The sequence below is a fragment of the Ochrobactrum sp. 19YEA23 genome, from assembly GCF_029909865.1.
Lineage (GTDB): Bacteria > Pseudomonadota > Alphaproteobacteria > Rhizobiales > Rhizobiaceae > Brucella > Brucella gambitense.
Genome location: NZ_JASAMQ010000012.1, coordinates 32,809 through 44,681 on the forward strand (window position 1 = coordinate 32,809; position 11,873 = coordinate 44,681).

An 11,873-nucleotide genomic window follows, 5' to 3' on the forward strand; every position below is an offset into this window, starting at 1 on the left:
AGAGGTGAAGGGGTTGTAAGGCGGCGCGATCAGACCGCAGCAATCCACCGGCCCGGTGAGGCGCGCATGAATTTTCCCAAGAGAACCCTGTGATTAAGCGACCAGCGGACGTCCGCTATAAGGCGAATAATCCACGTAGCCTTCGCGTCCCCCACCGTAATAAGTCGCACGATCCGGCTCGGTCAGGGGCCAGTTGTTGCGCAGACGCTCGACGAGATCGGGATTGGCGATGTAAGGCTGACCGAATGCAGCCAGATCGATCAATCCGGCATCAATCAGACGCTGTGCGCGTGCATGGTCGAGGCTACCGGCCAGAATGAGCGCCGTATCCGGCAGCAAGGGGCGCCATTGTTCCATCAGACCATGAATCGCATCGCTGACGGGGCGTTCACCGTATGGCAGCTTGACCTGTCCGGATTGATCCATGACATGGATATAGGCAACGCCGCGCGTACCCAATTCTCTGGCCAAAGTGACATAGGTCTCTTCCAGGTCTGGGAACAGCGGATTGTCGTGAATGGTGCCATATGGCGACAAACGAATGGCTACCCGGCTTGCGCCGATAGCGTCGGAGACGGCATCCACCGTTTCAAGCACGAAGCGCAGACGCCCCTCGATGGTCTTTGCCGAATAGATATCATCGCGGTCATTGACAAGCGGATTGATAAACTGCTCCAGCAGGTAACCATTGGCCCCGTGCAGTTCAACACCATCGAAGCCCGCATCGACAGCATTGCGTGCGGCCTGAACAAAGTCGCCAATAACCCGCTTAACTTCATCAGTAGAGAGAGCCCGCGGTTCCGAAACCGGCAGGAAATCCGGCTTGCCATCCGCATTGCGCACGAAAGACATGGCGCCCGAAGCAACCCGATCCGTGGAACTGACCGGCGCCACGCCATCGACCTGGATAGAGCGGTTGGAAATGCGTCCCACATGCCAAAGCTGCGCGAAGATGCGGCCGCCGGCACTGTGCACGGACTGCGTTGTCAGCCGCCAGCCCCGGACCTGTTCTTCCGAAAAAATACCCGGATTGAAAAGATATCCCTGACCTTCGCGCGAAATCGGCGTACCTTCGGTAACGATCAGTCCAGCTGTTGCACGCTGGCTGTAATAGAGCGCAACTAGCTCGTCTGCCACACCATCGAAACTGCGCGAGCGTGTCATCGGGGCCATGACGATACGATTGGGCAAGGCCAATCCTGAAAGATTAAACGGCTTAAAAAGGCTGCTCATGTTCCGGCTTCTCCTGAACTCGCATTCATCAGTTTTCTGAAAACTTTTATATCGCCATTGACGAGATAGCTTAATGGCGCTTGAATTCAGAACATTGTGGAAGGATTTTCCGGAATGAAACTCAAGCTGGATAATATCGGCGCGCTGCAAACATTCGTACATGCCGCCGAGAAGCGAAGTTTTCGCGAAGCGGGCCAGATTGTGGGGCTGTCGGCCTCGGCAGTCGGCAAATCGGTGCAAAAGCTCGAAGAACAGCTCGGCGTGCGCCTGTTTCATCGCTCGACGCGCTCAATTGCACTCAAACTGAAGGAAAGCTGTTTCTCGAACGATGCCGTCGTATTCTTGGTGAACTGGAAGTGGCAGAGGCAGAACTGTCCCAATCGTCCCAAGGCACACATGGCCGACTGAAGATCGGCTTGCCGATTTCCTCAACGCTGCTCGTGTCGGCAGTCAGCGCCTTTATGAAAGCTTATCCCGAGGTCGATCTTGAGCTGGACATCAGCGACCGCTTCGCCGATGTCATCGACGAAGGCTTTCACATTGTGATCCGCACCGGCAAGCCCAGAGACAGTCGCCTGCTCTACAGAAAAGTCGGAGAATTCTCGTGGTGCCTCGTCGCCGCTCCAGACTATATCGCGCGATGTGGAACACCCCAGTCTGTCGCCGATCTCCAGAACCATCGCTGCCTCCGGCACCGTTATTCGGAAACCGGCAAAATTGCCCCATGGGAATTGGCCGGACAGGACGACGACAACTATAAGCCACCGGAAACATTCACAGTAACGACTGTCGATTCCATCATACAATTGGCTCTCGACGGCAACGGAATTGCGTTGTTGCCAAGCTTCGCTGTTAAAGAAAAAATACTGGACGGATCATTGATTGATGTTCTTCCGGGAGCAGCCAGCAATACCGGAATATTTTATCTTCTGTGGCCCGCAAGTCGTTATCCGTTGTCACGGGTCCGTGCCTTTGTCGATTTCGTTTCGAAATTTCTTACAGATGAACTCGCTTAGATACGGAAATCCAGCGATTATCTCTTTGTTCGGTATTCCCAATGAATCGCTATCGCGGGTATCAGGAAAAAGACGACGTTCAAGACCTTCCAGAACCCGATGATGTTGGCCATATAGATGTGCGTTTGATCGGCGCTGAAGCCAAAAAATACAGACATTGCACTGGCTGTGACGCCAGTGAGTGACATCAGCCACGCAAAAATGATGACCAGCAGGTTGATGACAAAGGCCTTTAGCAGGACATTTCTAATTCTGAGGGGCGTTTCCATCGAAAGTACTCCTTCTTCGGCCAGGCGGCATTACCTCTTTCTCGGCCCAAGAGTTCCTATTATAGCGCAACCGGCGCGTATTTCGGTGGCGTTTCTGCTGGCAAGTCTCTATGGCGCGGCAACGCGCCTCCCCGCAAACCGGCGCGAAACATTGAACCTCTGACGCTAGTCAGGTAGCACTGCCACTGAATATCGAAAAGAACAGAGAGTCAGAATGACAGTTAGAGAGATCGTCGCCTATCCTGATCCTCATTTACGGGCAACCGCCGAACCTGTCATCACCTTTGACGACGATCTGCGTGCTCTCGCAGCCGACTTGCTGGACACTATGCGTGCTGCGCCGGGGATAGGCATCACGGCACCCCATATCGGGGTTTCAGCACGGGTCGTGGTGCTGCAACTTTCCGGCATTGGCAGTGAAAAGACCTACATCAATCCTGAGATGTTATGGGTATCGGATGAAAAAATCCGCCATCAGGAAGGCAGTGTGTCAATGCCGGGTATCGTCGAAGACGTCGAGCGTCATGCGCGTATCCGCATTCGATATCAGGATCTGGATGGCCGCGAGCAGGAGGAAGAATGCGATGGTCTGCTTGCTGTGTGCCATCAACATGAAATTGATCAGCTCAACGGCATATTCTGGCTTCAGCGCCTGTCGAAGTTAAAGCGCGATCGGCTTATCAAGCGATATCAGAAAGCTCAGAAATGATCGGGAAGCACTCGCTTTGATCCGGCGATGCTCCAATTTACCTGCAGGCATAGAATGCGACCGGGTCTTGCCCGGTCGCAATCGTTTTACTTGGTGGTGTATCCGCCATTGACGAGAATGGTCTGGCCGGTCATCCACCAGCCTTCCGAAACCAGCAGGCGGATCCAGGGGATGATGTCGCCAATATCGGTCAGGCCGGTCTTGGAGAAACCCGAAAGCGCTGCGGCAGTCTTATGATAGGCTACAGCGTCAGCACCTTCAGCGGGGTAGAAGAAAGGCGTGTCCATCGGGCCGGGCCCGATAGCGGTGACGGAAATCCCGCGCTCGCCAAATTCCTTTGATGCCGCCCGTGTGAAATGCTCGACTGGAGCCTTGGTACCAGCATAGCTTGAGTAGAACGGCGTGTAGGCACCGAGCAGAGACGTGACCAATGTGCAGATTTTGCCGTTATCATTCAGATGCTTGCCTGCTTCCTTAATGAAGAAGAATGCAGCTTTGGCATTGACCGCAGACATTTCGTCATACTCAGCCTCCGAAATCTCTGTCATCGGCTTTTTTAAGACCTTGCCAACGGTATTGATGGCGATATCCGGCCTGCCAATGGCAGCAACGGCGTCGGCAAACAGCTTCTCCGTCGCGCCGGCTGTGGCCAGATTGGCTTGAAAGGCAACAGCTTCGGCACCTGCTGCCTTCACAGCAGCAACGGTCGCATCGGCATCGGCTTTGCTTGCCGCACTATTGTAATGGATCGCGATTGCCTTGGCGCCATGCGCTGCGAGATCGCGGGCAATGAGCCCACCCAGATTTTTTGCACCACCGGCGATGAGGACGGTTTTACCTTTGATGGAATGATCAGTCACTGAATGGGCCTCCTTGGGGACGATATGCGACACAGTCCTGTTGAAGCTCGAATTTATCGTCTGGATTGTTTCCATAAAGACGATCATTCTGACAACATATGTCAGAATAGTCGAACAATCAGTTTGGAGGCGACGTGGACCGTATCGATCTTTTTCGTATCTTCATTCGTGTCGTCGAAGCGGCAAGCTTTACGCGCGCTGCCGATACGCTTGGCCTGCCACGCTCATCCGTCTCGACGGCAGTCGCGGAACTGGAGAACCGTGTCGGCGCTCGACTTTTGCATCGTACGACGCGGAAGGTTGCACCTACACAGGAAGGGTCAGCATTTTATGATCGCTGCGTCATGCTGATTGCCGACGTGGAGGAAACGGAAGGCCTTTTCCGGCGCAATCGCGCCGTGCCTTCTGGAAAGCTGCGTATCGATGTACCGGGACGTATTGGCCGTTTGATCATTGCCCCCGCTTTATCCAGCTTTCTTGATGCTTTTCCCGATGTCGATATCGATCTTGGCGTGACGGATCGCGCCATAGATCTGATTGGGGACGGCGTGGATTGCGTGCTGCGTGTCGGTCCCTTGAGCGATTCCGCTCTCATCGCGCGTCTAATTGGCAAACTGCCGCTTATCAACGTAGCCAGCCCCGCTTATCTTGCCCGGCATGGCGTGCCGTCTGGTCCCGTTGATCTCAAAAATCATGTGGGAGTCAATTATGCCTCACCCTCAAACGGTCGAGTAGAACCATGGGAATGGCTGGAGGATGGTCAGTATCATTCTGTCTTCTTGCGGGGGCGGGTAACCGTCAACAATGCCGAAGCCTATATAGCTTGTTGCCTTGCCGGGCTCGGACTAATCCAGATTCCCTCTTATGATGTTCGTCATCATATTGAGGCGGGCGAGCTGATCGAAATCCTGCCCGCCTACCGTGCCGAACCTCTGCCTATCACATTGCTCTATCCGCACCGCCAGCACCTTTCGCAACGGGTTCAGGTTTTTGCCGACTGGTTGGAGCCTCTATTAAAGGCCACCCTGTTTTTATAAGTGAACAGGATGACCCTACGTACCACTCAAACTAGCCTTTATGGGCCGCAACCAGCAGCATCATTGGTCTTTCCAGTTCCTCAGCGAGACCCGGGTTCTCATCGATCTGACTTCTGGTCGGAGCGAATTCATCCACGCGGTCGATATGAAACCCACCTTGGATGAGCGTATTAATCGTCGTTCCGATTGTGCGATGATACTTTAAAACACCATCCGCAAACCAGTTTGTTCGGCGCTCCCCCTCGATAGAATAGTGATTGACCGGCCACATCTTCTGTCCTTCGCTATCTTCAATCCAACCCGGCTGCGTCGCGGCCATGAAGATGGGATGCTCGATAGTGAAGACCAAAACGCCGCCGCCTACCAAGGCCTTGTGAATCATCCTGACAAGGCGGTGGAAGTTTTCGACATAATGAAAAGTAAGCGCGCTGTAGATGAGTTCGTATCTATCAGCGGGCAACTCCAACGTGTCAAGATCGGCAATGCGATAGTCAATCAGGTCATCGCCTGTATCCGCTCGCGCACGATTGATCATGTTTTCAGACAGGTCATAACCCATAACCGACGCGGCGCCATTCTCGCGCATCCAGCGCGACGCCCATCCAAAACCGCAACCAAGATCCGCGACCCGGGCGCCATTTAAGGGAGGTAGCAGCGCTTTGATTGCGCTCCACTCTGGAGCACCCATCAAACCATGCACCTGCCTTGGAAGCTGGCTATATCCGGCGAAAAATTTCGGATTGTCGTAGATGTTTTGTGCCATTTTCAATTCCTATGAAAGATTGGACGAGGCACCAGCCGAGCCAAAACACCCCATCCGAAAGGGCAAGACCGGCATTGGCAATCCGCTTGATCAAATCACGCGCTTGACGTCCCGGCATCCCGCGAAAGAGATACCGGCCAAGCGGGAGACAATATGGGTGTCCTTTTCAATCATGTTGTTATGATCGTGAATGAGATCGGCGTAGTCAAGCCGGATCTCCGGTCATCGGAGAAACCATTGGACCCCTCCTTTCAATCGTAGCGCGCCAAAAGCAACTTCGATGGGGCAAGCTACAATTTTTCTCAGACAATTTGGAGAATAGAAAAATATTCACAATATGGTGTATATTATGATTATTTCCATCATAATATATCTGCGCAATCGGGATATCGAACGATATGCGCCACGATAATTGGCGATTGGCTCCAACTGATAGATTGCGCCTATATAAAGCAAATATCAGGATATTTTATTATAAATTTTATATTTATACAGATAATGAAAACAATATTATTATTAATGCAAGACATAAAAATCCAAAAATAATATTATAACTTCTTATTAGCGAATTCAGACATAATTAATATCGATAAAGCTCTCGGAAATTGGCAATTATATAACCGTTATTGAGCGCTACTCTTCACATGGCTTCGCAAGGTTCAAAACCAAAGCCAGCTCTACCTTGTGCGGATCAGGCACATCCCTTTGATGCATCGGTATCGTCAAGGGCAAAAAAGGCCCGCTTGTATTTTGAAATGGACTGAGTCACAAATACAGTCTGGATGTTGCTTTACGTCTTGGGTGAAGGCCAAGGATTTGTTGCGTATCGTTACATTCTAATAATTATAATAAGGGGAAATCAGAACATGAAAACTGGCTTAACCACACATTCTATAGCGAAGTGCTTGATCGTTTCGACAGCTCTGCTTGGCGCGAGTTTAACCGCCCAGGCCGAGAAAATCGGCAATTGTGAGGTCACCGGCACGAAGGGCTCAGACCCAATCAAACCAACGGTTCCAGGTCAGCTCACGGTACAGACCACGCTGCCTGCGCCCGCCTGGTGGAATGGCGATTCACCTGACGCGATGAAAGACGGCTATGAATACTGCATGGCAGTCGACATGGCTTACCGTGCGGGTCTCGACAAGGTGAAGGTCGTCAATGTGTCCTTTGATGCGCTGGTTGCAGCCCAGACCAAGGATTTTGACATTGCGCTCGCCGAAGTGTCCATCACCGATAAGCGCAAGAAGGTGGTCGATTTTTCCACGCCATATTTTGATTCTGATATTGGAGTGGCGATTAAAAAGGGAACCAGCTACACCCCTGAAACCGTCAAGGACCTGCGCATTGGCGTGATGCAGGGCACGACGGGCGCTTCTTTTGTCGATCAGAAGCTGAAGCCGAAGGAAGTCAAGGTCTTTGCCGATACGGGCGCGCTGTCGACAGCTCTGATGGCCAACCAGATCGATGCAGGGCTGCACGATACGTCGATCATGCTCGGCGTCGCGTCGAACTCGCATGGCATGGTTGAAGTGCCATTCCAGTATTCCACTGGTGAATCCTATGGTGCTCTCTATCCAAAAGGATCGCCCAACGAGGCCGTCTTCAACAAGATGATCGAAGATATGAAGAAAGACGGCACCTTCGCGGCCTTGTCCAAAACCTATCTGGCCGACGCCTGGGGTGCCGATCCGGCCAAGATTCCTTATCTCAAGCCGTAATCGCGTTTGCGCATCGGATCGCTGCAAATAGCGGTCCGATGCACCCGTTCCACTGGTCGTTCGTCCTTGCCTGAAACAGAAAAGGCGAGATTACGACGTATAGAAACGGAGGCTCGCGCGATGACCGCCAACACTCCTCAATCCGGTACCAAGCCTACTCTTGGTCTTTATGATAGCGAACGCGGATGGAGCGCCAGCGCGCCGCCGCGTGATACGATGAACTGGGCAGTCACAGCCCTTATCGTCGCACTGGTCGTCATATTCGCCAGTTGGAAAACCCTGCATAATGTCAATGGCGCTCTAACAGAACTTGGAGCGGGCGGAGTTCTCGCAACAGCTTTGTTGTTTCTTTGCGGCTTGGCAGTACTCCTGCTGTTGAAGCCCGCAATGCAATCATGGCGAACATCGACCGCTGCCCGCCAGGCGCTTGCTGCGAATGATCTGATTGCTGCGCGTGCCAATACGGCAATAGCGCGCGAAGCCGCCTATTCGACATTGGGTTATGGTGCGGTAACGGTGCTGGTGCTTATCGACATCCAGTTTCTTCTGGCCAACGACCTTGCCGTCAGCCGCACATTTCTGCAACTGCCGCTCATAGCCAGCTCCTTCTGGCTGGTGCTCAAGGCTTTCTGGGTCAACGTCTATATCTTTGTTATTGCAGAGATTCTGGTTCTGATCTGGGGCCTCATCGTTGCAATCGCTCGTCTGATGCCAGGAGAAGCGGGGCGACCCGTCCGGCTGATCGCAACAGTTTATACCGATATGTTTCGCGGCTTGCCCGCAATCATCAACATCTATCTGATCGGTTTTGGCATTCCACTGACAGGCCTGCCTTATCTGAAGGATCTGTCGCCGGAATCCTATGCGATTATCGCTTTGACGCTCACCTATGGCGCCTATGTCGCCGAAGTTTACCGGGCTGGTATTGAGAGTATCCATCGCAGTCAGGTTGCCGCCGCGCGCTCCCTTGGTTTGTCCTACTTCCAGACATTGCGTTATGTTGTCGTGCCGCAGGCGGTTCGAAGAATCATACCGCCGCTTCTGAATGATTTCATCGGCCTTCAAAAGGATACCGCGCTCGTCAATGTCATCGGCTCGATCGATGCGTTCAATCAGGCGCGTATCATTGGCGCAAACAATTTCAATCTTTCGCCTGTGACGACGGTTGCTCTGCTCTTCATCCTGATAACGATCCCGCAGGCGCGGTTCGTTGATCGGCTGCTTGAGCGTGAACAGCGCCGTACACAGTCATAGCCTTTGCGGAGAATATGAACGATGGCGATGATAGAAATCCGCGACGTAACAAAGTCCTATGGTCAGGTTAAAATCCTCGACGAGCTAAACCTCAGCGTGGACGAACATCAGGTGGTTTGCCTGATTGGTCCTTCCGGTTGCGGCAAGTCGACTTTGTTGCGCTGTCTCAACGGTTTGGAGCCAATACAGGGCGGCGAAATCTGCATCCATGGCGACCGCATGTCGGGTCCTGGCGTCGACGTCAATGCGCTGCGGCGCGATGTCGGCATTGTGTTCCAGAGCTACAATCTCTTTCCGCATATGAGCGTGGTTGAAAATGTCATGCTCGCGCCGATGAAAGTGCTGGGCCGCAAACGTGAGGATGCTCAGGCTAGAGCCATGTCGCTGCTGACGCGCATCGGACTTGAACACAGAGCCACGGCCTATCCGGATCAGTTGTCCGGGGGGCAACAGCAGCGCGTCGCGATCGTCCGTGCGCTGGCGATGAGCCCGTCGGTTTTGCTGTTGGACGAAATCACTTCCGCGCTCGATCCTGAACTTGTGTCCGAAGTGCTAAACATCGTCCGCGATCTCGCTGCGGAAGGCATGACGATGTTGCTTGCCACCCACGAAATGGGATTTGCGCGCGAAGTTGCGAGCAAGATATGCTTTCTCTATGGCGGGAAGGTCCATGAGGAAGGACCGCCGGAACAGATATTTGGAGACCCACGCGAAGAGCGCACACGAAAATTTCTACAAAGCATTATCGAAGCCGGAAGGCTCTAGAACCGATAACCAAAACACAACCTCAGGCACCGAGACCGTCACCTGATCCATGGGATAAACCATACCAGACGGCGAACGAACTCACTTCCACATGCTGCGCATCCGCGCGCCGACATCTATACGCACATCGCGCAGACTGCGCTCACTTGCATAGGCGGCAACTTTTGGCCAGCTCGTCTTCTCGAACAAATGAAGGAGCGAAGCGGGAATGAACCGCGTCCGCGAGGCGTAAACATGCCAGTCGCCCTTCACATTTTGCCCATAGGTGAAAAACCGTTGCGGCGTGATGAGTGTGAGATTGTCACGCGCACGCGTCATTCCGACATAGAGCAGACGACGCTCCTCTTCCAGCTCGGCCGTCGTTCCAGCTCCGAGATCCGAAGGCATGCAACCGTCAACGACGTTGAGCATATAAACGGAGCGCCATTCCTGTCCCTTGGCGGAATGGATGGTTGAGAGGATCATATAGTCCTCATCAAGAAGCGGCACACCAGCCTGATCACTCGTTGCATCCGGTGGATCAAGCGTCAGTTCGGTGAGGAATCGCTCACGGCTTGGATAGCCACTAGCAATCTGTTCGAGCTGAACCAGATCTGCCTTCCGTGTATCGGCATCTTCGTGAATACGTTCGAGATGCGGCTCGTACCAGCTGCGCGCCAGACCGATATCGTCGGGCCACCCGCTTTCGGCCTTTCGAAGGCTTGAGAGCATATCGATGAAGGCTGGCCAGTCATCACCACTTCTGGGCGGCGGCGGAATTTCGGCGAGCGACTGTAAAGGTTCCGGGTCCAGGGCGATGGTGTCAAGAATCTTGCCAGCCGTCTGGGGACCAACGCCGGGTAACATTTGCAAAAGACGGAAGCCCGCAACGCGGTCGCGCGGGTTTTGCGCAAATCTCAAGGCAGCAAGCAGGTCTTTTACGTGCGCGCTGTCGAGAAACTTCAGGCCACCGAATTTTACGAAAGGGATATTGCGACGGGTGAGTTCGACTTCCAACGCGCCGCTATGGCTTGATGTTCGAAACAAAACGGCCTGCTGTTTGAGCGTGACGCCCACCTCACGGTTGGCCAGAACCTGCTCAACGATATAGTTCGCCTGATCGCTTTCGTCTCGCACCGTCACGAGCATGGGCCGCTGTTCCGATTGACGGTCGGTCCAGAGATTCTTGGTGAACCGTTCGCGGGCCAGATCGATCACACCGTTGGCGGCAGCCAGAATGGGCTGTGTGGAGCGATAGTTACGGTCAAGCGTGATGACGTCGGCGGGCTTCGGCGAGAACTCCTGCGGGAAGTCGAGGATATTGCGAATAGTTGCAGCGCGGAAGGAATAGATCGATTGGGCATCATCACCGACAACCGTGAGACCACATCCACTCGGTTTCAACGCCATCAGGATTGATGCCTGAAGACGGTTCGTGTCCTGATATTCATCGACCAGAACATGATCGAAGCGGTTGCCGACATCGTCAGCAAGTGCCGGATCCGACATCATCTGTGTCCAATAAAGCAGAAGATCGTCATAATCGAGCACGTTCTGGTGCTGCTTGGCCTCAACATAGGCCGCGAAAAGCTGCTTGAGCTGCTCTTCCCACCCTAGCACATATGGATAGGCGTTCTTCAGAACTTCGCCGATGGAACTCTCGGAATTGACCACGCGCGAATAGATCGCAACACATGTCCCCTTGGTTGGAAAGCGGCTTTCCATTTTCGAGAAACCCAGTTCATGGCGAACAAGGTTCATGAGATCCGCACTGTCTTCGCGGTCATGAATAGTAAAATCGGCACCAAGGCCGATCTGTTGCGCATAAATACGTAGGAGCCGTGCGCCGATTCCGTGAAATGTGCCTGCCCATGCCAGCGCATCCGTCATGACAGCGGAATTGTCGCCAAGGACCTGCTTGCAGATACGCTGAACGCGGCGCGCCATTTCAGACGCTGCCCGGCGTGAGAACGTCATCAGCAATATCCGACGCGGGTCAGCACCGTTAACGATGAGATGAGCGACACGATGAGCCAATGTGTTTGTCTTGCCCGATCCAGCGCCCGCGATAATCAGAAGCGGTCCACCAATGGCACCATCCGGCATTGCGATGCCGTGCTCGACCGCCTCGCGCTGGCGATCATTCAGTTTTTCCAGATGGGCCGCTGCCATGTGTCCTCGTCACGCAAGAATTTATCTGATCATTGGATCACGGCTTGTACGCCGAAGTGCTCTCAAGACATCTCTATTAGAACATTAGGAACAAA

The 11,873-nt window shown here is 53.5% G+C and carries 12 protein-coding genes; 7 read left to right on the plus strand and 5 right to left on the minus strand.

The window, feature by feature from the left end; all coding sequences use genetic code 11:
* Window positions 1-93: 93 nt before the first annotated feature.
* Window positions 94-1,233, minus strand: a complete 1,140-nt coding sequence (locus tag QBD01_RS22500; RefSeq protein WP_280994606.1) for an alkene reductase — start codon at window positions 1,231-1,233, stop codon at window positions 94-96.
* A 114-nt stretch (window positions 1,234-1,347) separates the two neighbouring features.
* Between QBD01_RS22500 and QBD01_RS22505 the strand changes: the two genes are divergently transcribed.
* Window positions 1,348-1,641, plus strand: a complete 294-nt coding sequence (locus QBD01_RS22505; RefSeq protein WP_280994607.1) for a LysR family transcriptional regulator — start codon at window positions 1,348-1,350, stop codon at window positions 1,639-1,641.
* Window positions 1,642-1,673: 32 nt separating this feature from the next.
* The gene (locus QBD01_RS22510) at window positions 1,674-2,249 is read left to right on the plus strand and encodes a LysR substrate-binding domain-containing protein (RefSeq protein ID WP_280994608.1); all 576 of its coding nucleotides are present in this window, start codon (window positions 1,674-1,676) and stop codon (window positions 2,247-2,249) included.
* A 17-nt stretch (window positions 2,250-2,266) separates the two neighbouring features.
* Here QBD01_RS22510 and QBD01_RS22515 read toward each other — a convergent pair whose 3' ends face one another.
* Window positions 2,267-2,518 (minus strand): hypothetical protein, encoded by a 252-nt coding sequence (locus QBD01_RS22515; protein WP_280994609.1) that lies wholly within the window; start codon window positions 2,516-2,518, stop codon window positions 2,267-2,269.
* A 214-nt stretch (window positions 2,519-2,732) separates the two neighbouring features.
* Here QBD01_RS22515 and QBD01_RS22520 point away from each other — a divergent pair, with 214 nt between their 5' ends.
* The gene (locus QBD01_RS22520) at window positions 2,733-3,227 is read left to right on the plus strand and encodes a peptide deformylase (RefSeq protein ID WP_280994610.1); all 495 of its coding nucleotides are present in this window, start codon (window positions 2,733-2,735) and stop codon (window positions 3,225-3,227) included.
* 86 nt (window positions 3,228-3,313) lie between these two features.
* Here QBD01_RS22520 and QBD01_RS22525 read toward each other — a convergent pair whose 3' ends face one another.
* Window positions 3,314-4,087 (minus strand): SDR family oxidoreductase, encoded by a 774-nt coding sequence (locus QBD01_RS22525; RefSeq protein ID WP_280994611.1) that lies wholly within the window; start codon window positions 4,085-4,087, stop codon window positions 3,314-3,316.
* 134 nt (window positions 4,088-4,221) lie between these two features.
* Here QBD01_RS22525 and QBD01_RS22530 point away from each other — a divergent pair, with 134 nt between their 5' ends.
* Window positions 4,222-5,124, plus strand: a complete 903-nt coding sequence (locus QBD01_RS22530; RefSeq protein WP_280994612.1) for a LysR family transcriptional regulator — start codon at window positions 4,222-4,224, stop codon at window positions 5,122-5,124.
* A 31-nt stretch (window positions 5,125-5,155) separates the two neighbouring features.
* Here the strand turns inward: QBD01_RS22530 and QBD01_RS22535 are convergent, their stop codons facing one another.
* Window positions 5,156-5,887 carry a class I SAM-dependent methyltransferase gene (locus QBD01_RS22535; protein WP_280994613.1) on the minus strand — a complete coding sequence of 244 codons (732 nt, stop codon included), beginning with the start codon at window positions 5,885-5,887 and terminating at the stop codon, window positions 5,156-5,158.
* 866 nt (window positions 5,888-6,753) lie between these two features.
* Between QBD01_RS22535 and QBD01_RS22540 the strand changes: the two genes are divergently transcribed.
* The 3 genes from QBD01_RS22540 (at window position 6,754) to QBD01_RS22550 (ending at window position 9,627) form a co-directional block, all read left to right on the plus strand.
* Entirely contained in the window at window positions 6,754-7,608 is an 855-nt protein-coding gene (locus tag QBD01_RS22540) for an ABC transporter substrate-binding protein (protein WP_210277371.1), read from the plus strand.
* Between the two features lie 120 nt (window positions 7,609-7,728).
* Window positions 7,729-8,862 (plus strand): amino acid ABC transporter permease, encoded by a 1,134-nt coding sequence (locus QBD01_RS22545; RefSeq protein WP_280994614.1) that lies wholly within the window; start codon window positions 7,729-7,731, stop codon window positions 8,860-8,862.
* A 21-nt stretch (window positions 8,863-8,883) separates the two neighbouring features.
* Window positions 8,884-9,627 (plus strand): amino acid ABC transporter ATP-binding protein, encoded by a 744-nt coding sequence (locus QBD01_RS22550; RefSeq protein WP_182522530.1) that lies wholly within the window; start codon window positions 8,884-8,886, stop codon window positions 9,625-9,627.
* A gap of 81 nt (window positions 9,628-9,708) precedes the next feature.
* On the opposite strand, the gene QBD01_RS22555 is transcribed toward QBD01_RS22550, so the two are convergent.
* Complete coding sequence (locus tag QBD01_RS22555; protein ID WP_280994615.1) at window positions 9,709-11,778, minus strand: ATP-dependent helicase; 2,070 nt, start codon at window positions 11,776-11,778, stop codon at window positions 9,709-9,711.
* Window positions 11,779-11,873 lie beyond the last annotated feature (95 nt).

What these genes read in the sequence shown, in the direction of transcription:
- QBD01_RS22500 (WP_280994606.1), bottom strand. Translation starts at nt 1,233, where the DNA reads ATGAGCAGCCTTTTTAAGCCGTTTAATCTTTCAGGATTGGCCTTGCCC.
- QBD01_RS22505 (WP_280994607.1), top strand. Translation starts at nt 1,348, where the DNA reads ATGAAACTCAAGCTGGATAATATCGGCGCGCTGCAAACATTCGTACAT.
- QBD01_RS22515 (WP_280994609.1), bottom strand. Translation starts at nt 2,518, where the DNA reads ATGGAAACGCCCCTCAGAATTAGAAATGTCCTGCTAAAGGCCTTTGTC.
- QBD01_RS22535 (WP_280994613.1), bottom strand. Translation starts at nt 5,887, where the DNA reads ATGGCACAAAACATCTACGACAATCCGAAATTTTTCGCCGGATATAGC.
- QBD01_RS22545 (WP_280994614.1), top strand. Translation starts at nt 7,729, where the DNA reads ATGACCGCCAACACTCCTCAATCCGGTACCAAGCCTACTCTTGGTCTT.
- QBD01_RS22520 (WP_280994610.1), top strand. Translation starts at nt 2,733, where the DNA reads ATGACAGTTAGAGAGATCGTCGCCTATCCTGATCCTCATTTACGGGCA.
- QBD01_RS22540 (WP_210277371.1), top strand. Translation starts at nt 6,754, where the DNA reads ATGAAAACTGGCTTAACCACACATTCTATAGCGAAGTGCTTGATCGTT.
- QBD01_RS22555 (WP_280994615.1), bottom strand. Translation starts at nt 11,778, where the DNA reads ATGGCAGCGGCCCATCTGGAAAAACTGAATGATCGCCAGCGCGAGGCG.
- QBD01_RS22550 (WP_182522530.1), top strand. Translation starts at nt 8,884, where the DNA reads ATGGCGATGATAGAAATCCGCGACGTAACAAAGTCCTATGGTCAGGTT.